Consider the following 23,090-nt stretch of genomic DNA (forward strand, 5'->3'; position numbering starts at 1 on the left):
GGGGACGGAGGGAATCAAGTCGTTTGTGGCACAAACGACTTGATTCCCTCCGTCCCTGTTTCTCAACGCCGTGCCAGCAGCACCAGCACCGCGCCGGTGCCGCCTTGCCCGGCCGGCGCCGAATGAAACGCCAGCACGTCGTTGCGCAGCCGCAGCAGACGATCGACCAGGTTCTTCAGCACCGGTGCACCGCCATCGGATTGAAGGCCCTTGCCGTGGATGATGCGCACGCAGCCATACTCGTGTGCATGCGCTTCCAGCAGGAACTGGCGCAGCAGGATTTCCGCCTGCGCGGCGGTGGCGCCGTGCAGGTCCAGCTCATCCTGCACCGAATACTGGCCGCGCTTGAGACGCTGGAACAGGCGCGGTGGCAGGTTGTCGCGGCGGTAGCTGGCCACGTCGCCCGCTTCCAGCGGCGTACTGTCGCGCAGCAGCCGGGCGAACTCGCCCGCGGCTTCGGCGTCGTCGCGTTCGGCCATGCGTGCGCGCGGCTTTGGCCGGGGCGCAGCAGGCGCCGGTTCGGCATCCTTGCGCAGCGGCGTCACTTCACCGATGGCCGCACGGAACAGCGCGGCCGGATCTTCGTCTTCAGGGTGCGACATGCGCACAGGGTAAACCGCCGGCGCGGGTCTGCCTATGACGGCTCGATGTCGGTCGTGACCGCCGGCAGGGTAGGACCGGCGGCTCGCATGCGGCACAATAGACGATGCCCTTGCAGGGTCGACGGCTTCCGCAGGGGAGTACGACGGTCCCGCCCACACTGCACGGTGACGGAATCGAATTCTTGGAAAATCAAGCGGTTAAATCGAAGATGCGAATCCTGGTCAGTAATGACGATGGTGTCGACGCCGCAGGCATCCGGATGCTTGCTTCGGTCCTGCGCGAGGCCGGACACGAAGTCACGGTGGTCGCGCCTGACCGCGATCGCTCCGGTGCCAGCAACTCGCTGACCCTGGACCTGCCGATCCGGCTCAAGCGCATCGACCATTACACCGTCTCGGTGGCGGGCACGCCGACCGACTGCGTGCATCTGGCGCTGACCGGCCTGCTTGAATTCGAGCCGGACATCGTCGTGTCAGGCATCAACAACGCCGCCAACCTCGGCGACGACGTGATCTATTCCGGCACCGTCTCGGCGGCGATGGAAGGCCGCTTCCTCGGCCTGCCGGCGGTGGCGGTCTCGCTGGTCACCCGCAACCACGATCCGAAGCACTTCGACACCGCCGCGCGTGCCGCAGTGGAGATCGTCGCCCGGCTCAAGGCCGATCCGCTACCGGCCGACACCATCCTCAACGTCAACGTGCCGGATCTGCCGTGGAGCGAGGTCAAGGGCTTCGAGGTCACCCGCCTCGGCAACCGCCATCGTGCCGAAGGCTGCATCGCGCAGAAGGATCCGCGCGGCAACGAGGTGTACTGGATCGGCCCGGCCGGGCGCGAGCAGGACTCCGGCCCGGGCACCGACTTCCACGCGGTGCGTACCGGCCACATCTCGATCACCCCGATCCAGGTGGACCTGACCCGCTACCAGGCGCTGGAGAAAGTGGCCAGCTGGGTGGGTGGCCTCAGCGCCGCGCTGGACCGGCCGGCATGAGTCCACGCCTGCGACTGCAGCCGGAAGCTGTCGGCATCGGCATGACCTCGCAGCGCGTGCGTGACCGTCTGGTCGATCGCCTGCGCGAAGCTGGCATCGTCGACGAGTCCACCTTGAACGCAATCCGGGTAGTGCCGCGCCACCTGTTCATCGATGAAGCACTGGCCTCGCGTGCCTATGAGGACACCGCGCTGCCGATCGGCCATGGCCAGACCATCTCGCAGCCCTGGGTGGTCGCCCGGATGACCGAGGCAGTGCTCCAGGTCGCGCCGAAGCGCGTGCTGGAAGTCGGCACCGGCTCGGGCTACCAGGCCGCCATCCTGGGCGCGCTGGGCCTGGAGGTCTACACCGTGGAGCGAATCGGTGACCTGTTGCGGCAGGCACGCAAGCGCTTCCGCGCACTGGGCATGAACATCCGCACCAAGCATGACGACGGTCGCGCCGGATGGGCCGAGCACGGTCCGTTCGATGCCATCGTGGTCACCGCCGCGGCGCCTGCACTGGTCGATGAACTGGTCGGGCAGCTGGCTGAAGGGGGGCGCCTGGTGGCGCCGGTGGGTGGCCCGGGCGGACAGTCGCTGGTGCAGCTGGACCGCAAGCCCGATGGCAGCATCGAACAACGCGTGCTGGCGCCGGTCACGTTCGTGCCGCTGCTGTCTGGCATGCTCGACTAATCCACGGAGCAGGGTTGCATGAAGATTTTCGGGCCGCTGTACGAGCGGGCGATGAAGTGGGCGGCGCACGAACGCGCGCCGACCTATCTGACGGTATTGAGTTTCTTTGAAGCGATCATCTTCCCGGTGATGCCGGAAGTGATGCTGGCACCGATGTGCGTGGCCCAGCCCAAGCGTGGCTGGTGGTTCGCCACCCTCAGCCTGGCGGGCTCGATGGTCGGCGCGCTGGTGGGTTACGCGCTGGGTCATTACGCTTTCGAGGCGATCAAGCCAGTGTTCGAGGCGCTGGGCATGCTTCCAGCGATCGAGCAGGGCATCACCACCGTGCAGGCGAAGATGGCCGAATCACCGTGGGCGGTGTTCACCTTCCTGGTGCTGGGCGGCTTCATGCCGATCCCGATGAAGGTCTTCACGTGGGCATCGGGTATCGTCGGCGTACCGATGCCGCAGTACCTGTTGAGCATGTTGATCGGTCGTGGCAAGCGCGTGTTCGTGCTGGCCGCGGTCATCCGTATCGGTGGTGCGCGTGCCGAAGCGGCGCTGCGTCGCTGGATTGAACCGCTGGGCTGGATCGCCACCGTGCTGGTGGTGGTGCTGATCGCCTGGCTTGTATGGAGGTCGAAGTTCGCATGAATCCTGATCGTCTGAGCAAGGGAGTGCGCATCGGCGCGCTGGCGTTGCTGGTTTCCACACTGGCCGCCTGCGGTACCGCCACCGTGGTCCGCCCGGGCGGCGGCAACGCTGGTGGCGTGACCACGCCGAAGACCTCGGTACCCAAGCCTGGGCAGACCGTGGTGGTGCGCAAGGGCGACACCATCTATGCGCTGGCCCGCATCCATGACATCACCCCGGCCGACCTGATTGCCTGGAATCGTCTGGACAACCCGTCGACCATCTACCCCGGCCAGGTGATCCGCCTGTATCCGCAGGGGGCCACCAGCGGCCGTGCGCCGACCACGGTGGTCACCCCGCCGCGTTCGGCTGGCAGCAGTGGCGGCAGCACCGCGCCGGCCCCGGCGCCGGTCGGGCCGGTCAAGAGCAACATCGCCTGGCGCTGGCCAGCCGATGGCGCGATCGTCGGCCGCTACGTGGCCGGTGACGCGACCAAGCAGGGCGTGGACATCGCCGGCACCAGCGGCCAGCCGGTCAAGGCAACCGCCAACGGTGTGGTGGTGTACTCCGGTGCCGGCCTGGTCGGCTACGGCGAACTGATCATCATCAAGCACAGCGACCAGTGGCTGTCCGCCTATGGTCACAACCGCAAGCGCCTGGTCAATGAAGGGCAGAGCGTGAAGGCTGGCGAGCAGATCGCCGAAATGGGCCGCACCGGTGCGAACCGCGACATGGTCCACTTCGAGATTCGCTACAACGGCAAGCCGGTCGATCCGCAGCAGTACCTGCCGGCACGGTGACGCGGTTGGAACAGGGAATGCCGGGCCATGCCTGGCGTTCCTGACCTGTAGAGTCGAACCATGCTCGACTCGCTGTACGCTGGCCGCCGCGAGTGGCCATCTGCGATCTTCAGTGGCGCATCTCAAGCTTCCCGGCAAGCCAGGGAAGCGGCATGCTTCAACGGAACCAGCCCCCCCGATCCGGTGCCGCATGTCTCGACCAACAGCCCTTTTCGTGCTGCTCATCGTCGCGCCTTTGGCGACCGCCGCCAGCGATCCACGTGACGTGGTCACCCGTCTCTACGACGCCATCCAGGCGCCGACGTCGAACGAAACGGCCATTTCTTCGCTGCTGGGCGATGCACTGCGGCCAGCGGTCGATGCGCAGCATGCTTACGAGCGGGCCTGTACCGCGCTGGCCGCGCACGATGAGAAACCGCACATGCTCGACCAGAGTCCGTATCTGCTGGCGCCGGATCGACCGGACACGGTAGCGGTGGGAATGCCCGAATCGAGGGGTGACGCGACCTGGGTCCGCGTCGACATGGCAGTGGGCGACTATCGCTGGACCGACCGGGTCCTGCTGCAGCGGCAGGACCGCGACTGGAAGGTCATGGATATCCGATGGGGGCAGGGCGGCCACCTGATCGGCCGGCTCCAGGAGTTCTCGGCACTCCGCTGCGCGCCTTCAGGCCGCTAGCGGCCGGAGGCGCCGGTGGCTCGAGAACTCAGCCTTCCAGGATGAAAGCAGCCGCAACCTTGCGGCCTTCGCCGGCCAGGATGTTGAAGGTGCGTGCAGCAGCCGGATTGTTCATCACTTCCAGGCCGATGCCGCGGGACAGGCAGGCGGCCATTACCACCGCCGGCGGGAACACCTGGCGGTCACCGGTACCCAGCACGATCAGCGCCGGATTCAGCGCCAGGATCGGCTCGAGGTCCGCCAGCTGCAACGCAGCGGCACTCGCCACCGGCCAATGCGCGACCAGCTGGTCCGGGGTCAGGAAGAAGCTGCCGTCCAGCACCTGGTCATTGACCTTGGCCGAGCGGCCATCGGCGGCGCGCAGGCTGTAGGCGTAGTCGGGCGGTTCGTGGTTCAGCTGCATGACGGTAGGGCGATCAGCCGCGCGGCAGCACGATCTGGCGCTGTTCCCTGCTCGGGCGGTACAGCACGGCGACGTGGCCGATGCGCTGCACCAGCGCGCTTTCGGTGGCTTCGACGATCTCGCCGATCATCACGTCACGGGCCTCGCGGTCTTCGGCAGCGACCTTCACCTTGACCAGCTCGTGGCGCTCCAGCACTTCGTTCAGCTCAGCAATGAAGGCCGGGGTCACACCCTTGCCGCCGGTCTGCAGCAGGGCCTTCAGGTCGTGGGCTTGGCCGCGCAGGAAACGGGTCTGGGAGGCGGTCAGGGCGATGGACATGCAGGAAAAGACGGTTGAATGGGGCGATCAGGGTATCATGAGGACCCCATCAGCCCCTATTTTCAATGGCTACCCGCAGCAAAAGCAGCCAGCGCTGGCTCAAGGAACACTTCTCCGACCGCTTCGTGAAGAAGGCGCAGGCCGAAGGCATGCGCTCGCGTGCCGCCTACAAGCTCGAAGAGCTGCTGGAACGTGACCGGTTGCTGAAGCCGCACATGGTGGTGGTCGACCTCGGCGCGGCCCCGGGCGGCTGGTCTCAACAGGTGCGGAGACAGATCGGCGATACCGGCCGGGTGCTGGCCCTGGATATCCTGGACATGCCGCCGCTGGCCGGCGTGGAGTTCCTTCATGGTGACTTCAGGGAAGAAGCCGTCCTATCGCAGTTTGAAGCCATGCTCGGGGACCAGCCGGTAGACCTTGTGCTGTCGGACATGGCCCCCAATAAGAGTGGTGTGGGCGCGGTCGACCAGCCGCGGATGATGCATCTGGCGGAGCTGGCCCTGGATTTTGCCGACAACCACCTCAAGACCGGTGGGGCGTTCCTGATCAAGCTGTTCCAGGGTGAAGGCTTTGACGACTACGTGCGCGACATGCGCCGCCGGTACGACAAGGTCTCCATCCGCAAGCCGGAAGCCTCGCGCAAGCGCTCTCCCGAGGTGTATGCCTTGGGTCAGGGAAAACGCGCCCACATGAAGTAAGCTCGCAATGTACGCAAGTTCGACCCCCACGCAACGCCAGCACTGAGAGGAACACCGGAGCCAATGAGGATGAACGACTTGACCAAGAACCTCCTGCTATGGGTGGTCGTCGCCGTCGTGCTGATGGTGGTCTTCCAGAGCTTCTCGCCGAAGTCCTCCGGAGCCGGCGCGCAGGGCGCGTCGTACTCGCAGTTCCTGGACCAGGTGGACAGCGGCAACGTGCAGAAGGTCGCCTTCGGCGGCGACATGCGCGGCGGCACCAGCCAGCTGACCTACACCACCCGCGGCGGGCAGACATCCACCATCACCGCACCGTTCGATCGCGACCTGATCAACGTGCTGCGCACCAAGAACGTGGAGATCGTGCAGGAGGAGCCGTCCAGCGGCATTTCCCTCGGCGCGATCCTGATGAATTTCCTGCCGGTCATCCTGATCATCGGCTTCTGGTTGTTCATCATGCGCCAGATGCAGGGCGGCGGTGGCGGTGCCAAGGGCGCGATGTCCTTCGGCAAGTCGCGCGCCAAGCTGCAGGGCGAGGACCAGATCAAGGTCACCTTCGCCGACGTCGCCGGCTGCGACGAGGCCAAGGAAGAAGTGGGCGAGCTGGTCGACTTCCTGCGCGACCCGTCCAAGTTCACCAAGCTGGGCGGCAAGATTCCGCGCGGCGTGCTGATGGTGGGCCCGCCGGGTACCGGCAAGACGCTGCTGGCCAAGGCCATTGCCGGCGAAGCCAAGGTGCCGTTCTTCTCGATCTCCGGTTCGGACTTCGTGGAAATGTTCGTCGGCGTCGGCGCCAGCCGCGTGCGCGACATGTTCGAGCAGGCCAAGAAGCATGCCCCGTGCATCATCTTCATCGATGAAATCGACGCTGTCGGCCGCCACCGTGGCGCCGGCCTGGGCGGCGGCCACGACGAGCGCGAGCAGACCCTGAACCAGCTGCTGGTCGAGATGGACGGTTTTGAAGGCGGCGAAGGCGTGATCGTGATCGCCGCGACCAACCGTCCGGACGTGCTGGACCCGGCGCTGCTGCGCCCGGGCCGTTTCGACCGCCAGGTCGTGGTCGGCCTGCCGGACGTGAAGGGCCGCGAGCACATCCTGAAGGTCCACATGCGCAAGCTGCCGCTGGCCGACGACGTCGAGCCGATGGTGATCGCGCGCGGTACCCCGGGCTTCTCCGGCGCCGACCTGGCCAACCTCTGCAACGAGGCCGCCTTGTTCGCTGCGCGTGGCAACGAGAAGGAAGTCCGCATGGACCACTTCGACCGTGCCCGCGACAAGATCCTGATGGGTGCCGAGCGCCGCTCGATGGCCATGAGCGAAGAAGAGAAGACCCTGACCGCCTACCACGAAGCCGGCCACGCCATCGTCGGCCGCCTGGTGCCCGAGCACGACCCGGTCTACAAGGTCACGATCATCCCGCGCGGCCGTGCGCTAGGCGTGACCATGTACCTGCCGGAAGGCGACAAGTATTCGATGAACCGCGTGGCGATCAAGTCGCAGCTGTGCTCGCTGTACGGTGGTCGTGTGGCCGAGGAGCTGATCTTCGGTGCCGACAAGGTCACCACGGGCGCTTCCAACGACATCGAACGCGCCACCAAGATGGCCCGCAACATGGTCACCAAGTGGGGCCTGTCCGACCAGCTCGGCCCGATCGCCTATGGCGAAGAGGATGACGAGGTGTTCCTGGGCCGATCGGTCACCCAGCACAAGAGCGTGTCCAACGACACCGCGCGTCGCATCGATGAGGAAGTGCGCAAGATCCTCGACGAAGCCTACGCGCGCACCACCGAGCTGATGACGGCCAACCTGGACAAGCTGCACGCGATGTCCCAGCTGCTGCTGCAGTACGAGACGATCGACGCGCCGCAGATCGACGCCATCATGGAAGGCCGCGATCCGCCGCCGCCGGCCGGCTGGAGCAAGTCGAACAAGGATGGTGGCAACGACAAGGGCGGCGACGCCCGTCCGCTGCCGCCGATCGCGGGCCCGGCCGAATCGCACTGACGGCCCGCTGCGCGTGACACCAGACGAGGCCGGGGCAACCCGGCTTCGTCGTTTCCGGGCTACCGGCCCATTCCGAAGAACCGAACTGACGCTGGAGCCCGCATGTCCGCCCCGAAGCCCGAACCGATTTCCCACACCGCCGAGATGGTGATCGCCACCGTGGTCGGCGTCGGTGTGGGCCTGGGAGCCGACAATCTGCTGCTGGGCTGCGTGGTGGGTATCGCCGTTGGCATCGTGCTGAGCATCGCCAAGACCCTGTACGTGGACCGCAAGCGCCGCCGCCGTTGAGGGGGTGTCGGCAGGGCTGCGCCCTGCACCCGCGGTAGTGCCGGCCGCTGGCCGTCAACCTCAACAGCAACAGCAACAGCGGGCTTTCCGTAGGATGGCGGGGCGGTGTCGGAGTGCGGGGGCGCTGCAAGTACGTCCCTGTAAGCTTGGCAGCCGCATCCATGCGGCTGACACCCCGCCCTCCGACACCACCCCACCTCTGACAGATTCCTGCTGCTGTTGGTGGCTGTCGACCTTGGTCGACACGGTAGATCCACGCCATGCGTGGATGAATCTCTGTCAGATATCGAAATCAATATGGGGTCAGATCCGTTTTCCTCCGGAAAACGGATCTGACCCCGGTATTTGTTCCAACAGATCGCGGAAATCTGTCGAAAGCGGGGTGGGTCCGGTTGCGGGAGTGTCCGCGGCATGGATGCCGCGGCCAAGCCCCCATGGGTGAGGGCGCTTTGCTTGCGAAGCACTGCTTCGCAAGCGCCCGAACGCACAGCCGCCAGCGGCTGGGCCGGACCGCGGAGCGGGGTTTACGGCGTCTCCCGCAGCCGGACCCACCCCGCCTACCCTCAGGAAACCAGCTTCTGCTGTGGCTTGGGCTTTTGCTGTGGCCGTTGCCTCTGCGGGTGCAGGGCGCCGCCCTGCCGAACTAAACTACCCACCGTTGTCCCTGCAGGATTGCCCATGTTCGATACCTCGCCCCAGCTCGACTGCGCCGGCCGCATCCTGCGCCTCGACCGTGCCCAGGTCATGGGCATCGTCAACGTCACCCCGGACTCGTTCTCCGATGGCGGCGCGCACGACACCACCGAGGCCGCAGTCGCTCATGGCCTGAAGCTGGTCGAGGAGGGCGCGGACCTTCTCGATATCGGCGGCGAATCGACCCGGCCGGGCGCTGCGCCGGTATCGGTGGAGGAGGAACTGCGCCGGGTGATTCCGGTGATCGAGCAGCTGGCCGCACGCACCCGGGTGCCGATCAGCATCGACACCTTCAAGCCGGAAGTGATGCGCGCGGCGGTGGCGGCTGGCGCTGGCATGATCAACGACATCTTCGGCCTGCGTCAGGAAGGGGCGCTGGACGCCGCCGCTGCAACCGGCGTGCCGGTGGTGCTGATGCACATGCAGGGCGAGCCAGGCCACATGCAGGTCGATCCACATTACGACGACGTGGTCGCCGAGGTGCACGGCTTCCTGGTCCAGCGCCTGTTCGCTGCCGAGATGGCGGGCATTGCGAAGAAGAACCTGCTGATCGATCTCGGTTTCGGTTTCGGCAAGACCACTGCCCACAACATGACCCTGCTGGCACGCTCCGAGCGGTTCCTGGAGCTGGGCGTGCCGATGCTGGCGGGTCTGTCGCGCAAGCGCAGCCTGGGCGAACTGACCGGTCGCGACACGCCGTCCGAGCGCGTGGCCGCCTCGGTGGCCGCGCACCTGATCGCGGTGCAGCGCGGCGCACGCATCGTGCGCGTGCATGACGTGGCCGCCACCGTCGATGCGCTGAAGATCTGGCAGGCAGTCGAGGCCGTGCCAACGCCGCGCGCCGACGCCACGCCGACGATCCGCTGGCCGGACGAAGACTGATGGGCATCGACCGGCGGCCGCTGGCGATCGCCGTGATGGGGCCGACGGCCAGTGGCAAGACCGCCACGGCGATCGCCCTGGCGCGGCAGCTGGACGGTGAGATCGTCAGCGTCGACTCGGCACTGGTATACCGCCACCTGGACATCGGTTCGGCCAAGCCCGATGCGACGGAGCGCGCGCAGGCGCCGCACCATCTGCTGGACCTGCGTGACCCCTGGCAGACCTACTCGGCGGCCGAGTTCGCCGCCGATGCCGGGCGGGTCGTGGCCGACATCGTGGCGCGTGGCAGGACGCCGATCCTGGCCGGTGGCACTGGCCTGTACTTCCGGGCGCTGCTGCAGGGCCTGTCGCCGATGCCGGAGGCCGACCCGGCAATACGCGAAGCGCTCAGCGCCGAGGCGGCCGAGCGTGGCTGGGCGGCACTGCACGCCGAGCTGGCCAAGGTCGACCCGGCCGCCGCCGCACGCATCCATGCCACCGATCCGCAACGCATCCAGCGGGCGCTGGAGGTCTATCGCCTGACCGGTATCCCCATTACTGAATGGCAGCGCCGGCCGGGCGTAGCGCCATTGCCGGTGCGCACCCTCAAGCTGATCCTCGCCCCACGCGACCGTGCGGTTCTTCACCAGCGCATCGAGGCGCGCTTCGACGCCATGCTGGGGCAGGGGTTTCTCGACGAGGTGCGGGCATTGCGCGCGATGCCGGAAATGGCCGCCGTGGCGGCGCCCCTGGACCTGCCGGCAGTGCGTGCGGTCGGCTATCGGCAGGCCTGGGAGTACCTGGACGGGGAGGGGGATGCCGCCCGTTTCCGTGACAAGGCGATCTTTGCCACCCGGCAACTGGCCAAGCGCCAGCTGACCTGGCTGCGCGGCGAGCTTGATGCGCGCTGGTTCGACCCCCATGTTGATGGTGAGCGCCTGGCCAGCGCGGTGTCGACCTTCGTCGCACGCTGAATCCCCGCCAGCCGTGTAACATCATCGGTCGGCGGGCGGCTCGGGGGCCGCGGCAACCGTCGGCAACCCAATAAGAACAATAATCAGGAGTGTGCAATGTCCAAGGGGCAATCGCTGCAGGATCCTTTCTTGAACGCACTGCGGCGCGAACGCGTGCCGGTTTCGGTGTACCTGGTGAACGGCATCAAGCTGCAGGGCACGATCGAGTCGTTCGACCAGTTCGTGGTCCTGCTGCGCAACACGGTCAGTCAGATGGTCTACAAGCACGCCATTTCCACCGTCGTTCCGGCACGCAACGTGAAGGTCGGTCCGGGCGGCGGTTACGTGCAGTCGGGTGAAGGTGGTCAGGCAGGTGATGAAGCAGACGAGTAATACCGGAGCGGTGAATGTTTGACCGCTCGAAGAAGGGTGAACACGCCCTGTTGATCCAGCCCCATTTCGGCAAGCTGGAAGACGATGTGCTCGAAGAATTCGGTGATCTGGCCCGCTCGGCCGGGGCCAGCATCGCCGCGACGATCACTGCGCGCCTGGACCGTCCGAATCCGTCGACCCTGATCGGCAGCGGCAAGCTGGACGAGATCAAGGCAGCGGCCGACGCCAGCGGGGCCGACCTGATCCTGGTCAACCATGCATTGAGCCCGGGCCAGGAGCGCAACCTGGAACGTTTCCTCGAGCGCCGCGTGATCGACCGCACCGGCCTGATCCTGGACATCTTCGCCCAGCGTGCGCACAGCCACGAAGGCAAGCTGCAGGTCGAACTGGCACAGCTGCGCCACCTGGCTACGCGGCTGGTGCGCGGCTGGACCCATCTGGAGCGCCAGCGCGGCGGTTCGATCGGCCTGCGCGGCCCGGGTGAAACCCAGCTGGAAACCGACCGCCGCCTGCTGCAGAAGCGGGTGGAACAGCTGCAGAAGCGCCTGGAAAAGGTCGAAGTGCAGCGCACCCAGATGCGCCGTGCGCGTGTGCGCAGCGAGCTGCCGCGCGTGGCCCTGGTGGGCTACACCAACGCCGGCAAGTCGACTCTGTTCAACGCCATGACCGGCGCTGAGGCCTATGCCGCCGACCAGCTGTTCGCAACGCTGGATCCGACCGTGCGCCGCATCGCGGTGCCGGGGGGCAACGTGGTGCTGGCCGATACCGTCGGCTTCGTCCGCGATCTGCCGCATGATCTGGTCGCGGCGTTCCGCTCGACCCTGTCCGAGGCGCGCGAGGCCGACTTCCTGCTGCATGTGGTCGACGCTGCCGATCCGCACCGCGAGGAGCGCATCGCCCAGGTCGACGAGGTGCTGACCGCAGTCGGTGCCGGTGACCTGCCGCAATTGCTGGTGTTCAACAAGATCGACCGCATCGACGGCGCCGACGTGCGCCACGATGGCCAGGACGGTATCCCGGATGAGTCGCGTCGTGAGCGGGTCTGGATTTCCGCGCGTGACGGGCGGGGGCTGGAGCTGCTGCAGGCGGTGCTGGGCAAGCGCCTGGGCCTGCAGCATGTCTCCGGCGAACTGCGCCTGCCGCCGGATGCCGGCCGCCTGCGCGCGCGCCTGCACCAGCTGGAAGTGATCCGCAGTGAGCAGGCTGATGAGGAAGGCTGGCTGCTGCATGTCGACTTGCCGATTGCCGAAGCCGAGAAGCTGGCCGGCAGTGCCGATGGCGCCACGATCCGCGCGCTGCTGCCGGAAAAACCGCCGGAGTGGTGAGGTAGCGGCCGATGCCCGGTAGTGCCGGCCGCCGGCCGGCAGCGCAACCATCCCGGATGGGCGCGACATCTGGCTGTCATCTGCGGTACAACGTGCAGGTTCTTCACCCCACCGTCATGCCGATGTCCATCCCCACCGACGCTGAACTCAATAGCCAGTCCGCCGCGCTTGGGCAGCGCCTGGAGCAGGCCTCGCTGCAGCTGGTGACCGCTGAAAGCTGCAGTGGTGGCTGGATTGCAAAGTGCATGACCGACATCGCGGGTTCGTCGGCATTCTTCGACTGCGGCATGGTGGTCTACAGCTACGAAGCCAAGCAGCGCCTGCTCGGCGTGCGCGCACAGACGCTGGAGCAGTTTGGTGCGGTCAGCCGCGAAACCGTGCTGGAGATGGTGTCGGGCGCGCTGGTCAATTCCGGTGCCGGCATCGCGGTGGCGGTGACCGGCATTGCCGGACCGGGCGGTGGCAGCCCTGGCAAGCCGGTCGGCAGCGTCTGGATCGGCTGGAAGCGGCGCGGCGGCTACGCCCGCGCCGAGCTGTTCCAGTTCGAGGGCGACCGCGAAGCCATCCGCCGGCAAACCGTAGCGGCGGCATTGCGCGGCATCGACGCCCAGCTGTGACATGCTGCTCCGGTAATCGTCCGGAGCACGCATGATGTGGGAAACGCTGGGCACGGTCCGTGACCTGGGCCGACTGCAGGAAATTGCGGTCGTCCTGATCCGCTATGGCTTCGGTGACGTGGTGCGGCGCATCGGCCTGGCCACCACGCTGGAGCGCGCTGGACGCCTTCTGCACTGGAACGAGGATCGCCAGGAACTGCTGCGGATGACCGCGCCGGTGCGCGTACGCAGCGCGATGCAGGATCTCGGCCCGACCTTCGTCAAGCTCGGGCAGGTGCTGGCGACGCGCGTCGACCTGCTGCCGCCGGAATGGATCGCTGAACTGTCCGAGCTGCAGAACGCGGTACCCGCACTGCCGTATGCCGATATCCGCGAGCAGCTGGAGGCCGACCTGGGCGCCTCGCCTGCAGACGTGTTCGCCTTCCTCGATGAAATCCCGATGGCCGCCGCCTCGCTGGCGCAGGCCCATCGCGCGCGCCTGCATGACGGCCGCGAGGTGGTGCTGAAGGTGCGGCGCCCCGGTATCCGCGACGTGGTCGAGGCCGACCTGCGGTTGCTGGCGCGCCTGGCCGAAATCGTCGAGGCGCGGCTGCCGGACCTGCGCCGCTATCGTCCGGCCGAGGTCGTGCAGCAGTTCACCGTGTCGCTGCGACGCGAGCTGGATTTCGCCGCCGAATGCCGCAACGCCGAGCGCATCGCGCGCAACTTCAACGGCCGTGACGACATCCTGATCCCCAGCGTGCACTGGCAGTGGACCTGTGAAAGCCTGAATGTGCAGGACTTCGTCGACGGCATTCCCGGGCGTGACCTGGCCGGCGTCGATGCGGCGGGCCTGGACCGGCGCGAACTGGCTCGGCGCGGTGCCGGCATCGTGCTCAAGATGGTGCTGGAGGACGGCTGCTTCCACGCCGACCCGCACCCCGGCAACATCTTCTACCTGCGTGACGGCCGCATCGGCGTGATTGACTTCGGCATGGTCGGCGCGTTGTCCGAAGTGCGCCGCTTCCAGGTCGCGCAGCTGCTGCACGGGCTGGTCGAGCAGGACCCGCAGATCGTGGCCGATGTGCTGCTGGACTGGGCCGGCGGCGTGGAAGTGGACGAGAACCGCCTGCAGCACGACATCAGCCAGTTCGTCGACCAGTATCGCGGCGTGCCGCTGAAGGACCTGCGCATCGGCCTGATGCTGGGCGATATCACCCAGCTGCTGCGCAGCTACAGCCTGACCCTGCCGGCCGATCTGGCGCTGATGATCAAGGCCTTCCTGACCCTGGAAGGCATGGGTCGCCAGCTGGACCCGGATTTCGACATGGCCAGTGCCGCGCGCCCGTTCCTGGAACGGGTGGTGCTGCAGCGCTATGCGCCCAAGGCGCTGCTCAAGCGTGGCCGACGCAGCCTGCTGGGCCTGGTCGACTTCGCCGGGGAACTGCCGCGCGACCTGCGCAAGCTGGTCCAGGCGGCACGCCGCGGCCGCCTCCAGCTGAAGGTGGAGACCACCGCGCTACAGGGCTTCGGCGAACAGGTGAATCGGGCAGCGAACCGGCTGGTGATGGGTATCGTCACCGCCGCGCTGATCATCGGGTCCTCGATCGTCATGCACAGCGTTGGCGGGGTCTCCAGTCGCTGGCTGCTGGCGCTGGGGGTGTGCGGGTTCATCGGCGCCGGCTTCTGTGGCGTGTGGATCCTGTACTCGATATGGAGGAGCGGCAAGCATACCTAGTGTGCTTGCCGCAGCGGTTCCCCACTGGAACCGCGGAATCGCTGCGCGATTCCGGTAGGGCCAATCGCTGGTCGGCTGCTTTTTGCCTTTGCCGCCCGGCCATTGGCCCAACTGCCGAGCATGGCGCGGCACTACAGACCCGGCACTTGCAGTTGTGCGCATTAGTAGTAATACTACTAACCATGGACCTGACCGACACCCAGCAGGCGATCCTGCAGTTGATCGCCGAGCGTATCGAGAGCGAAGGCGCACCGCCGTCGCAGACTGAAATCGCACGTGCGTTCGGCTTCAAGGGCGTGCGCGCGGCCCAGTACCACCTGGAAGCCCTGGAGCAGGCCGGTGCGATCCGTCGCATCCCGGGCCAGGCTCGCGGCATCCGCCTGGTGCAGGCACCGCCGGTCGAAAAGCTCGCCGAGCCGGGCCTTCCGGACAGTGTGCTGCGCTTGCCGGTGCTGGGCCGGGTCGCTGCCGGCCTGCCGATCGGTGCCGACATCGGCTCCGACGATTTCGTGGTGCTGGACCGGGTGTTCTTCTCGCCGGCGCCGGACTACCTGCTGAAAGTGCAGGGCGACTCAATGATCGACGAGGGCATCTTCGACGGCGACCTGATCGGCGTACACCGCACCCGCGACGCCCGTTCCGGGCAGATCGTGGTGGCCCGCATCGATGACGAGATCACCGTCAAGCTGCTGAAGATCGCCAAGGACCGCATCCGCCTGCTGCCGCGCAATCCCGATTACAAGCCGATCGAGGTGCTGCCGGACCAGGATTTTGCGATCGAAGGCCTCTATTGCGGCCTGCTTCGGCCCAATCGTTGACCCGCTCCATAGTGCATTACCCGGCGGTCTTTTGTGGCGATTCTCTGGTTCCACTGAGGTTGGTACGGATGTCCGATAATTCTTTTCAGAGCGCCGGGCAGAATCTCAGCCTGTGCGATGCGTCCGACTTAAAGTGAACCCATGGCAAAGAAGACCCCCAAAGACAGCACCCCCAACGACATGACCTCTGCAAGGACCAATACGATGGACGAGAACAAGAAGCGCGCCTTGGCTGCTGCTCTGGGCCAGATCGAGAAGCAGTTTGGCAAGGGCTCGGTGATGCGCATGGGCGACCGCGTGGTCGAGCCCGTCGAAGCCATCCCGACCGGTTCGCTGATGCTCGACATCGCACTGGGCATTGGCGGTCTGCCGAAGGGCCGTGTCGTTGAGATCTACGGCCCGGAATCCTCGGGCAAGACCACCCTGACCCTTCAGGCCATCGCCGAATGCCAGAAGATGGGCGGTACCGCGGCCTTCATCGATGCCGAGCACGCGCTTGACCCGATCTACGCCGCGAAGCTGGGCGTGAACGTGGACGACCTGCTGCTGTCGCAGCCGGATACCGGTGAGCAGGCGCTGGAAATCGCCGACATGCTGGTCCGTTCGGGCTCGGTCGACATCCTGGTGGTCGACTCGGTCGCCGCGCTGACCCCGAAGGCCGAAATCGAAGGCGAAATGGGTGACCAGCTGCCGGGTCTGCAGGCCCGCCTGATGAGCCAGGCGCTGCGCAAGCTGACCGGCAACATCAAGCGTTCCAACACCCTGGTGATCTTCATCAATCAGCTGCGCATGAAGATCGGCGTGATGATGCCGGGCCAGAGCCCGGAAACCACCACCGGTGGCAACGCGCTGAAGTTCTACGCCTCGGTCCGCCTGGACATCCGCCGTATCGGTGCGATCAAGAAGGGCGATGAGATCATCGGCAACCAGACCAAGATCAAGGTCGTCAAGAACAAGCTGGCGCCTCCGTTCAAGCAGGTCATCACCGAGATCCTGTACGGCGAAGGCATCAGCCGCGAGGGCGAACTGATCGACATGGGCGTGGATGCCAAGCTGGTCGAGAAGGCCGGCGCCTGGTACAGCTATGGTGAAGAGCGCATTGGCCAGGGCAAGGACAATGCCCGCGGCTACCTGCGCGACAACCCGACCGTCGCCGCCAAGCTCGAGGCCGAGCTGCGTGAGAAATTCCAGCCGGCCGAAGCGGCCCGCGAGGAAGGCGACGACGAAGGCGACGACGAGTAAGGCTTGCTGTGGGGCAGGGCGGCGCCGTCAGTGACGTCGCCCTGTCCCGCAGGTTCGAATCGCCCAGGGATGGGCAGGGCGCCAAGGACGGCGCCACCCTTGGAGCACCGATGTCCGACGCCGAAGACATTCCCACCGGCCGCAAGCGCCGGCAGCGTGAGCAGACTCCCGTCCAACGGGCGCTGGGCCTGCTGGTCCGTCGCGAGCACTCGCGCAAGGAACTCACCCGCAAGCTGACCGCCCGTGGCATCGAAGACGAAGCCGCGCAGGCCGCTGTCGCCAAGCTGACCGAGGCGGGCTGGCAGGACGACACCCGTTTTGCCGAGAACCTGGTGAGGATGCGCGCCAACACCGGTTATGGGCCGATCCATGTCCGCGCCGAGCTGGGGACCCACGGCCTGGACAGTGCCGCGATTGCTGCAGCGATGGACAGCTACGAAGGCGACTGGCAGGAGAACGCCCGTGATCTGGTCCGCCGACGCTTTGGCGAGGCCGGTCCGCAGGACCTGACGCAGCGGCGCAAGGCCGCCGATCTGCTGGCCCGACGGGGCTTCGACGGCGACAGCATCCGCCGTGCGACCCGCTACGACCCGGATGACTGAGACTGGCGGCGCCGGGCCTGATACCCTTTAGGTTTTCGGCGGTCCCTCGCGACTCTGGCCAACACGGTCGGTGGTCCGGGTCCGCCGGCCCGCAGACTGCCAGCCCCCAATGAACGCATCCGCCAAATTCACGACATCCCAGATCCGCAAGGACTTCCTTGAATTCTTCAAGGGCAAAGGCCACACCATCGTGCCCTCGGCGCCGCTGGTGCCGGGCAATGATCCGACCCTGCTGTTCACCAACTCCGGCATGGTGCAGTTCAAGGACGTGTTCCTCGGCGCGGAGAAGCGTAGCTACGTGCGCGCGGCCGACGTGCAGCGCTGCCTGCGCGCGGGCGGCAAGCACAACGATCTCGACCAGGTCGGCTACACCGCACGCCACCACACCTTCTTCGAAATGCTGGGCAACTGGTCGTTCGGCGACTACTTCAAGAAGGACGCGATCGCCTGGGCCTGGGAACTGCTGACCCAGGTCTGGAAGCTGCCGGCCGAACGCCTGCTGGTCACCGTCTACCAGACCGATGACGAAGCCTATGCGCTGTGGCGCGACATGGTCGGCGTGCCGGAAGAGCGCATCGTGCGCATCGGCGACAACAAGGGTGCGCCGTTCGCTTCGGACAACTTCTGGCAGATGGCCGACACCGGTCCGTGTGGTCCGTGCACCGAGATCTTCTACGACCACGGCGACCATATCGCCGGCGGCCCCCCGGGTTCGCCGGATGAAGACGGCGACCGCTTCATCGAAATCTGGAACCTGGTGTTCATGCAGTTCGACCGCCAGCCCGACGGCACCCTGGTGCCGCTGCCGGCGCCGTGCGTGGATACCGGCATGGGCCTGGAGCGCCTGGCTGCGATCCTGCAGCACGTGCACACCAACTACGAGATCGACCTGTTCCAGGCGCTGATCCGCAAGGCCTCCGAGCTGACCGGCACCGCCGACCTGGAGAACAAGTCGCTGCGCGTGATTGCCGACCACATCCGCGCCTGCTCGTTCCTGATCGTCGACGGCGTGCTGCCGTCCAACGAAGGCCGGGGTTACGTGCTGCGCCGTATCATCCGCCGCGCCCTGCGCCACGGCTGGATGCTGGGCGTGCGCCAGCCGTTCTTCAGCAAGCTGGTGCCGACGCTGGTCGAGCAGATGGGCGAGGCCTATCCGGAACTGCCGGCGGCGGTGGACACCGTCATCCGTGCGCTGCAGGCCGAGGAAGAGCGTTTCGCCGAAACCCTCGATGCCGGCATGAAGATCTTCGAAGACGTGGCCGGCAAGGCCAGCAATGGCGTGATCCCGGGCGTTGACGCCTTCCGCCTGTATGACACCTATGGCTTCCCGCTCGACCTGACCCAGGACATCGCCCGCGAGCGCGACCTGACCGTCGACATCGCCGGCTTCGATGCCGCGATGGAGCAGCAGCGCGAGACCGCGCGCGCGGCCGGCAAGTTCGGTGGCGGCGTAACCCTGCCAGCCGAGCTGGTGGCGACCCTCAGCCCGACCCAGTTCCTGGGCTACGACCGCCTGCAGGCCGACGGCCTGGGCGTGCTGGCCCTGCTCAAGGACGGTCGTCCGGTGCAGTCGGCCGATGCGGGTGACGCAGTCATCGTCATCACCAACCAGACCCCGTTCTACGCCGAGTCCGGCGGCCAGGTCGGCGACACCGGGGTGCTGACCGGCAACGGCGTGCGCATGGTCGTGGAAGACACCCAGAAGTTCGCCGGCCAGTTCCATGGCCACGTCGGCACCCTATCCGGCGGCGGCCTGAAGGTCGGCGACGTGCTCTCCGGCCAGGTCGATGGCGAGCGCCGCGGCGCCACCATCCTCAACCATTCGGCCACCCACCTGCTGCACGCCGCCCTGCGCGAAGTGCTGGGCACCCACGTGCAGCAGAAGGGCTCGCTGGTCGCCCCGGACCGCCTGCGTTTCGACTTCTCGCACTTCCAGCCGATCAGTGCCGACGAACTGGCGGTGATCGAGCGCAAGGTCAACCAGCAGGTGCGCGCCAACAACGCCGCCGAAGTGCACACCATGGGCATGCAGGAAGCGCTGGACTTCGGCGCGATGGCCCTGTTCGGCGAGAAGTACGGCGAGCACGTGCGCGTGCTGAAGATGGGTGACTACTCCACCGAGCTTTGCGGTGGTACCCACGTCAACCGTACCGGCGACATCGGCCTGTTCAAGATCACCTCCGAGGGCGGCGTCTCCGCGGGCGTGCGCCGCATTGAGGCCGTGACCGGCCAGGGCGCGCTGGACTACGTGGACGCCGAAGAGGCCCGCCTGGCCGAGGCCGCTGAGCTGCTCGGCGGCAGCGCCGCCGACGTGGTCGAGAAGATCCGTGCCCTCGGCCAGCGCCAGAAGCAGCTGGAGCGCGAACTGGAGGCCGTGAAGGCCAAGGTTGCTGCGGGTGCCACGGCCGACCTGTCCGGCCAGGCCGTCGAGGTCGCTGGCGTGAAGGTGCTGGCTGCCCGCCTGGAGGGCTTCGACGCCAAGGCCCTGCGTGACGCCATGGATCGCCTCAAGCAGCAGCTGGGCGACGCGGTGATCGTGCTGGCCGGCGCCCAGGACGGCAAGGCAGCCCTGGTCGCAGGCGTGAACGGCAGCGCAATGGGCAAGGTCAAGGCCGGGGAACTGTTGTCCCATATCGCCGGTCAGATCGGGGGCAAGGGCGGCGGACGCCCGGACCTCGCCCAGGGTGGTGGCGAGGACGGGCCCGCCCTTGCCACTGCGCTGGCTGCAGTCGTCGAATGGGTCAGCCCCCGCCTGTGATGAACCTGGCCGTCCCCCTCCTTGTAGGAGCGGGACGGCTGACGGTACCATTGCGAATCTTTTCCCTTTGTCGTGGTAGCGCTTCTTGACGGAGCGTCAAGCCGGTGGGGGATACCCTTCCACACGGTTCCATGGAGACTTACAAAAATGTTGATCCTGACTCGCCGCGTCGGCGAAACCCTGATGATCGGAGACTCGGTGAGCGTCACCGTGCTTGGCGTCAAGGGTAACCAGGTGCGTATCGGCATCACTGCGCCGAAGGACGTCGCTGTGCATCGCGAAGAGATCTATCAGCGCATCCAGCGTGGTGATGAAGCCGGTGGCACCGGTAGCGAAAATTCTGCCGAATAACGCTTTACCTTCGCACTCGATTAACGTTATGATTCACGCCCCGCTGAGGTGCAACGCACCAGACGCGGAGAAAACCCCGGAGTGATGCCCGAGTGGCCGAAGGGGCTCCCCTGCTAAGGGAGTATAGGGTCAAAAGCTCTATCGAGGGTTCGAATCCCTCTCACTCCGCCAGATACAAAGAAGCGCCTGCAGATCCTCGATCTGCAGGCGTTTTTCTTTGCGCGGATGCAGGGTCCCGGCGTGCCATCCAGCGATCATTGATCGCTGATGGCGACTGAATCAGGCTCTCCTCAGAGCTTTACCGTCACACCCACCTGGAAGCCCCGCCCCGGCAGCGGCGCGATGTACTTCAGCGGCGAGTTGTGTGGACGCGCTTCCTCATTGAGCAGGTTGCTGCCGTTGACGAACACTTCCATGCCGGCGATGTAGCTGCTGCGCACCGGCAGTTCGCGGCTGACCTGCAGATCAACCAGGTTGAACGCGTCCAGCGGGATTTCCTCGCTGACGTTGCGGCCGAGGTACTTCTGCGTGTCGTAGCAGGTGCTCGACAGCTGCGCCTTCCAGCCTTTGCGCTGCCATTGCAGGTTGGCACCGTAGCGGTTGGTCGGCATGTTCGGGAGGTACTCGCCATCGTTGTGGGCGCGCAGCGGATCGGGGTGGTCGGCCTTGTTCTTCACCAGATCGGCGAAGGCAGAGATGTTCAACGTGCCATACCGGCCCAGGTCCAGCACCTGAGATGCGTCGATCTCGAAACCCTTCACCGTGGTGTCGGTCTGCTTCCAGTACTTGAGCGGCAGACGGTTGGCGGTCTGCAGGCCGGAATGGCCGAGGTAGAGATAGTTCTCGTACTTCATCCGGTAAGCGGTGGCCGACAGCTCGAAACCGCCGATGTGGAACAGGCCGGTCAGCTCCAGGTTCTTCGCGCGCTCAGGCTTGAGGTTCTGGTTGCCTTCTTCCTGGGTCATCACCGAATAGTGTGCGTTGCTGGCATACAGCTCGTTGATCTCCGGTGCGCGCTGCGAGGATGCGTAGCGCACCTTGGCGGCGAACAAGGGGCCTAGCTCGACATACGATCCGAGGGTGTAGCTGTTGAGCCGGTAGTCGCGGTCCTGCAATTTCGTGTTGGCGGCATTGCGCGCTGTCTTGAAGCGGCTTGGTTGCAGGTCATGGTCAACGCGCTCGTGGCGCACGCCTGCATCGAAACTGGCCCAGCCGAAGTCCAGCGTCTCCTTCAGGAACACCGCGTTGCTGCGGGTGTCGACGTCGGGCAGGTAGCGCAGTGAACCGCTGCCGGTGACCTGGCGCGACTGGTGGCTGAAGCCGAGCAGGCCGCTGAGCGGACCGACGCGTTGATGGCTCAGAAGCAGCTCGGCCTGGGAGCTTTCGAAGTCGTAGTCATTGGCCTTGGATGCACCGAGGCGCTCGCCCGACGTGTTGTCCAGCCTGGAAACTCGCAGCTCCGCGCGCTCGAACCACGGCAGCGGATCGCGCAGCAGGGCTTCCAGTGCGTAGCGTTCCTGTTTGATCACCACGCCCACCGGCAGGCCATCGGCATGGTTGGAACCGAACGACAGGTTCTGCATCGAGAAGCCCGGTACGCCGTATTCGCTGTCCTTGGCATCGATGCTGACACCCACGTAGCCACGGTCGAAAAACAGCGTCGAGCCGAAGGCCACCTGCGAGTTGCGTGCGTAGCTGTTGCCCAGCCGGTGATGGTAGTCGGGCGTGACATCGTTGTTGATCTGCTTCTGCACGTACGACGGCGTGCCGGGCACGTAGGCCGGGTTGGCCGGATTGATGTAGGTGCGGCGCTGCCAGACCGAGGTCGGATGGTTGGTGTAGAACGAGAAGTCACCATCGGCCCAGTCCGGATTCTCGCTCATGAACTGGTCGATGTAGGGCTGCGAGGCCTTGTTGTAGATCTGCTGGACGCGCGCCTCTTTCTGGCAGCTGTCGGCCAGCGCCGAGTTGACGCCGCCGGTCGGCGGGAACAGGCGGGTGTTGCAGACGGCGGCCTTGCTGTTGCCCGGGATGTCGTAGTGCGAGATGCGCTGACGCGAGACCTGCAGGTTGGTCGAGAGGTTGCGCTGGTTGTTGAAGTTCATGCGGAAGCCCTGCGCGTCGGCGGCATTGAAGCCCTGGCGCAGGACCAGCTCCATCGACTGCTCCGTGTCTTCCATGCTGCGCGGGATGAGGCCGGAATCGATCTCCACACTGCCGCCGATCGCATTGCCGCCATAGCGCACGGTATCGGAGGACTTGTTGACGATGACGCTGCGCACGAACAGCGGATCGAACGGAATGTTGATGTCGCCGCTGATCGCGTTCATGCCGAGAATGGACTGGCCATCCTGCAGGATCTGCACGCGGTTGCCACTGAGGCTGCGGATGACCGGGGCGCCCGCGTTCGGCCCGAAGGCGCTGCTCTGCACGCCGGAGACATGCTCGAGCAGGCTTCCGAGGGTACGGTTCTGCGCCTGTGGATTGTCGACGGTGACCCGGTTGTCGACGCGCGAGGGCGGGGAGGCCTGGACCTGGAGGGTGGGAAGGGTGGGCTCGTCCGCGGCCTGGGCGGTGTGGACGGCGAGCAGGATGGCAGCAGCAAGCAGGTGGCGAAGCATAGCAGGACTCGTGAAATAGAAATGAAATGTTATAACGTAACGATATGTATCGACAAGGACGTGATGAGGCC

General features: G+C 66.1%; 23 protein-coding genes and 1 tRNA gene. 20 read left to right on the forward strand and 4 right to left on the reverse strand.

The features are described 5' to 3' along the window. Window positions 1-62: 62 nt before the first annotated feature. On the reverse strand, window positions 63-602 hold the full coding sequence (locus tag ACM0PK_RS17815) for a Smr/MutS family protein (protein ID WP_134970137.1): 540 nt from the start codon (window positions 600-602) through the stop codon (window positions 63-65). 209 nt (window positions 603-811) lie between these two features. On the opposite strand from ACM0PK_RS17815, the gene surE reads away from it, so the two are divergent. The 5 genes from surE to ACM0PK_RS17840 all read left to right on the forward strand — a co-directional run bounded on the left by surE (window position 812) and on the right by ACM0PK_RS17840 (window position 4,356). Then, complete coding sequence (gene surE, locus ACM0PK_RS17820) at window positions 812-1,591, forward strand: 5'/3'-nucleotidase SurE (protein WP_005416031.1); 780 nt, start codon at window positions 812-814, stop codon at window positions 1,589-1,591. Continuing rightward, on the forward strand, window positions 1,588-2,265 hold the full coding sequence (locus ACM0PK_RS17825; RefSeq protein WP_005416032.1) for a protein-L-isoaspartate(D-aspartate) O-methyltransferase: 678 nt from the start codon (window positions 1,588-1,590) through the stop codon (window positions 2,263-2,265). Before surE ends, ACM0PK_RS17825 begins: the two co-directional genes overlap by 4 nt. An 18-nt stretch (window positions 2,266-2,283) precedes the next feature. Beyond that, entirely contained in the window at window positions 2,284-2,898 is a 615-nt protein-coding gene (locus ACM0PK_RS17830) for a YqaA family protein (protein WP_005416033.1), read from the forward strand. Next, entirely contained in the window at window positions 2,895-3,677 is a 783-nt protein-coding gene (locus ACM0PK_RS17835; protein ID WP_005416034.1) for a peptidoglycan DD-metalloendopeptidase family protein, read from the forward strand. The genes ACM0PK_RS17830 and ACM0PK_RS17835 overlap by 4 nt, the downstream gene beginning before the upstream one ends. Window positions 3,678-3,867: 190 nt before the next feature. Then, complete coding sequence (locus ACM0PK_RS17840; protein WP_414607621.1) at window positions 3,868-4,356, forward strand: hypothetical protein; 489 nt, start codon at window positions 3,868-3,870, stop codon at window positions 4,354-4,356. Between the two features lie 28 nt (window positions 4,357-4,384). Here ACM0PK_RS17840 and ACM0PK_RS17845 read toward each other — a convergent pair whose 3' ends face one another. Both ACM0PK_RS17845 and yhbY read right to left on the reverse strand, forming a co-directional pair. Continuing rightward, window positions 4,385-4,759 (reverse strand): Mth938-like domain-containing protein, encoded by a 375-nt coding sequence (locus tag ACM0PK_RS17845; RefSeq protein ID WP_061480160.1) that lies wholly within the window; start codon window positions 4,757-4,759, stop codon window positions 4,385-4,387. Window positions 4,760-4,772: 13 nt separating this feature from the next. After that, on the reverse strand, window positions 4,773-5,078 hold the full coding sequence (gene yhbY, locus ACM0PK_RS17850; protein ID WP_019658872.1) for a ribosome assembly RNA-binding protein YhbY: 306 nt from the start codon (window positions 5,076-5,078) through the stop codon (window positions 4,773-4,775). Between the two features lie 65 nt (window positions 5,079-5,143). On the opposite strand from yhbY, the gene rlmE reads away from it, so the two are divergent. From rlmE to ACM0PK_RS17925, 15 genes are all read left to right on the forward strand, one after another. Further along, window positions 5,144-5,776, forward strand: a complete 633-nt coding sequence (rlmE, locus tag ACM0PK_RS17855; protein ID WP_414607620.1) for a 23S rRNA (uridine(2552)-2'-O)-methyltransferase RlmE — start codon at window positions 5,144-5,146, stop codon at window positions 5,774-5,776. A gap of 69 nt (window positions 5,777-5,845) precedes the next feature. Further along, window positions 5,846-7,780, forward strand: coding sequence for an ATP-dependent zinc metalloprotease FtsH (gene ftsH / locus ACM0PK_RS17860; protein WP_005416038.1), 1,935 nt, complete (start codon window positions 5,846-5,848; stop codon window positions 7,778-7,780). Between the two features lie 102 nt (window positions 7,781-7,882). Beyond that, window positions 7,883-8,068, forward strand: a complete 186-nt coding sequence (locus ACM0PK_RS17865) for a hypothetical protein (RefSeq protein WP_049482998.1) — start codon at window positions 7,883-7,885, stop codon at window positions 8,066-8,068. A gap of 678 nt (window positions 8,069-8,746) precedes the next feature. Further along, a complete protein-coding gene (gene folP / locus ACM0PK_RS17870) occupies window positions 8,747-9,643 on the forward strand; it encodes a dihydropteroate synthase (protein ID WP_164093503.1) in 897 nt (298 codons plus the stop codon). Further along, window positions 9,643-10,596, forward strand: coding sequence for a tRNA (adenosine(37)-N6)-dimethylallyltransferase MiaA (gene miaA / locus ACM0PK_RS17875; RefSeq protein ID WP_111178621.1), 954 nt, complete (start codon window positions 9,643-9,645; stop codon window positions 10,594-10,596). The genes folP and miaA overlap by 1 nt, the downstream gene beginning before the upstream one ends. A gap of 96 nt (window positions 10,597-10,692) precedes the next feature. Further along, the gene (gene hfq, locus ACM0PK_RS17880; RefSeq protein WP_004152891.1) at window positions 10,693-10,968 is read left to right on the forward strand and encodes an RNA chaperone Hfq; all 276 of its coding nucleotides are present in this window, start codon (window positions 10,693-10,695) and stop codon (window positions 10,966-10,968) included. 14 nt (window positions 10,969-10,982) lie between these two features. Next, window positions 10,983-12,293 carry a ribosome rescue GTPase HflX gene (gene hflX, locus ACM0PK_RS17885; protein ID WP_414607920.1) on the forward strand — a complete coding sequence of 437 codons (1,311 nt, stop codon included), beginning with the start codon at window positions 10,983-10,985 and terminating at the stop codon, window positions 12,291-12,293. 122 nt (window positions 12,294-12,415) lie between these two features. After that, entirely contained in the window at window positions 12,416-12,910 is a 495-nt protein-coding gene (locus ACM0PK_RS17890) for a CinA family protein (RefSeq protein ID WP_088497763.1), read from the forward strand. A gap of 34 nt (window positions 12,911-12,944) precedes the next feature. Continuing rightward, the gene (gene ubiB, locus ACM0PK_RS17895) at window positions 12,945-14,627 is read left to right on the forward strand and encodes a 2-polyprenylphenol 6-hydroxylase (RefSeq protein ID WP_414607925.1); all 1,683 of its coding nucleotides are present in this window, start codon (window positions 12,945-12,947) and stop codon (window positions 14,625-14,627) included. Between the two features lie 182 nt (window positions 14,628-14,809). Continuing rightward, the gene (gene lexA / locus ACM0PK_RS17900; protein ID WP_005416045.1) at window positions 14,810-15,445 is read left to right on the forward strand and encodes a transcriptional repressor LexA; all 636 of its coding nucleotides are present in this window, start codon (window positions 14,810-14,812) and stop codon (window positions 15,443-15,445) included. Between the two features lie 204 nt (window positions 15,446-15,649). Continuing rightward, on the forward strand, window positions 15,650-16,687 hold the full coding sequence (gene recA, locus ACM0PK_RS17905; protein WP_005416046.1) for a recombinase RecA: 1,038 nt from the start codon (window positions 15,650-15,652) through the stop codon (window positions 16,685-16,687). Between the two features lie 110 nt (window positions 16,688-16,797). Next, window positions 16,798-17,289 carry a recombination regulator RecX gene (gene recX, locus ACM0PK_RS17910; RefSeq protein WP_061480154.1) on the forward strand — a complete coding sequence of 164 codons (492 nt, stop codon included), beginning with the start codon at window positions 16,798-16,800 and terminating at the stop codon, window positions 17,287-17,289. Between the two features lie 109 nt (window positions 17,290-17,398). After that, on the forward strand, window positions 17,399-20,047 hold the full coding sequence (gene alaS / locus ACM0PK_RS17915; protein ID WP_111202130.1) for an alanine--tRNA ligase: 2,649 nt from the start codon (window positions 17,399-17,401) through the stop codon (window positions 20,045-20,047). A gap of 147 nt (window positions 20,048-20,194) precedes the next feature. Then, window positions 20,195-20,398, forward strand: coding sequence for a carbon storage regulator CsrA (gene csrA / locus ACM0PK_RS17920; RefSeq protein WP_004152909.1), 204 nt, complete (start codon window positions 20,195-20,197; stop codon window positions 20,396-20,398). A gap of 78 nt (window positions 20,399-20,476) precedes the next feature. Beyond that, window positions 20,477-20,569, forward strand: a tRNA-Ser gene (locus ACM0PK_RS17925). Between the two features lie 119 nt (window positions 20,570-20,688). Here ACM0PK_RS17925 and ACM0PK_RS17930 read toward each other — a convergent pair. Beyond that, window positions 20,689-23,019, reverse strand: coding sequence for a TonB-dependent receptor (locus ACM0PK_RS17930; RefSeq protein ID WP_414607921.1), 2,331 nt, complete (start codon window positions 23,017-23,019; stop codon window positions 20,689-20,691). Between the last annotated feature and the right edge of the window lie 71 nt (window positions 23,020-23,090).

Origin of the sequence: Stenotrophomonas sp. FR010 (genome assembly GCF_047520755.2) — a bacterium.
Taxonomy (GTDB): domain Bacteria; phylum Pseudomonadota; class Gammaproteobacteria; order Xanthomonadales; family Xanthomonadaceae; genus Stenotrophomonas; species Stenotrophomonas sepilia.

Bases quoted from the DNA above. Each gene is read 5' to 3' on its own strand.
- ACM0PK_RS17815 (WP_134970137.1), bottom strand. From the start codon at position 602: ATGTCGCACCCTGAAGACGAAGATCCGGCCGCGCTGTTCCGTGCGGCC.
- surE (WP_005416031.1), top strand. From the start codon at position 812: ATGCGAATCCTGGTCAGTAATGACGATGGTGTCGACGCCGCAGGCATC.
- ACM0PK_RS17825 (WP_005416032.1), top strand. From the start codon at position 1,588: ATGAGTCCACGCCTGCGACTGCAGCCGGAAGCTGTCGGCATCGGCATG.
- ACM0PK_RS17830 (WP_005416033.1), top strand. From the start codon at position 2,284: ATGAAGATTTTCGGGCCGCTGTACGAGCGGGCGATGAAGTGGGCGGCG.
- ACM0PK_RS17835 (WP_005416034.1), top strand. From the start codon at position 2,895: ATGAATCCTGATCGTCTGAGCAAGGGAGTGCGCATCGGCGCGCTGGCG.
- ACM0PK_RS17840 (WP_414607621.1), top strand. From the start codon at position 3,868: ATGTCTCGACCAACAGCCCTTTTCGTGCTGCTCATCGTCGCGCCTTTG.
- ACM0PK_RS17845 (WP_061480160.1), bottom strand. From the start codon at position 4,759: ATGCAGCTGAACCACGAACCGCCCGACTACGCCTACAGCCTGCGCGCC.
- yhbY (WP_019658872.1), bottom strand. From the start codon at position 5,078: ATGTCCATCGCCCTGACCGCCTCCCAGACCCGTTTCCTGCGCGGCCAA.
- rlmE (WP_414607620.1), top strand. From the start codon at position 5,144: ATGGCTACCCGCAGCAAAAGCAGCCAGCGCTGGCTCAAGGAACACTTC.
- ftsH (WP_005416038.1), top strand. From the start codon at position 5,846: ATGAACGACTTGACCAAGAACCTCCTGCTATGGGTGGTCGTCGCCGTC.
- ACM0PK_RS17865 (WP_049482998.1), top strand. From the start codon at position 7,883: ATGTCCGCCCCGAAGCCCGAACCGATTTCCCACACCGCCGAGATGGTG.
- folP (WP_164093503.1), top strand. From the start codon at position 8,747: ATGTTCGATACCTCGCCCCAGCTCGACTGCGCCGGCCGCATCCTGCGC.
- miaA (WP_111178621.1), top strand. From the start codon at position 9,643: ATGGGCATCGACCGGCGGCCGCTGGCGATCGCCGTGATGGGGCCGACG.
- hfq (WP_004152891.1), top strand. From the start codon at position 10,693: ATGTCCAAGGGGCAATCGCTGCAGGATCCTTTCTTGAACGCACTGCGG.
- hflX (WP_414607920.1), top strand. From the start codon at position 10,983: ATGTTTGACCGCTCGAAGAAGGGTGAACACGCCCTGTTGATCCAGCCC.
- ACM0PK_RS17890 (WP_088497763.1), top strand. From the start codon at position 12,416: ATGTCCATCCCCACCGACGCTGAACTCAATAGCCAGTCCGCCGCGCTT.
- ubiB (WP_414607925.1), top strand. From the start codon at position 12,945: ATGTGGGAAACGCTGGGCACGGTCCGTGACCTGGGCCGACTGCAGGAA.
- lexA (WP_005416045.1), top strand. From the start codon at position 14,810: ATGGACCTGACCGACACCCAGCAGGCGATCCTGCAGTTGATCGCCGAG.
- recA (WP_005416046.1), top strand. From the start codon at position 15,650: ATGGACGAGAACAAGAAGCGCGCCTTGGCTGCTGCTCTGGGCCAGATC.
- recX (WP_061480154.1), top strand. From the start codon at position 16,798: ATGTCCGACGCCGAAGACATTCCCACCGGCCGCAAGCGCCGGCAGCGT.
- alaS (WP_111202130.1), top strand. From the start codon at position 17,399: ATGAACGCATCCGCCAAATTCACGACATCCCAGATCCGCAAGGACTTC.
- csrA (WP_004152909.1), top strand. From the start codon at position 20,195: ATGTTGATCCTGACTCGCCGCGTCGGCGAAACCCTGATGATCGGAGAC.
- ACM0PK_RS17930 (WP_414607921.1), bottom strand. From the start codon at position 23,019: ATGCTTCGCCACCTGCTTGCTGCTGCCATCCTGCTCGCCGTCCACACC.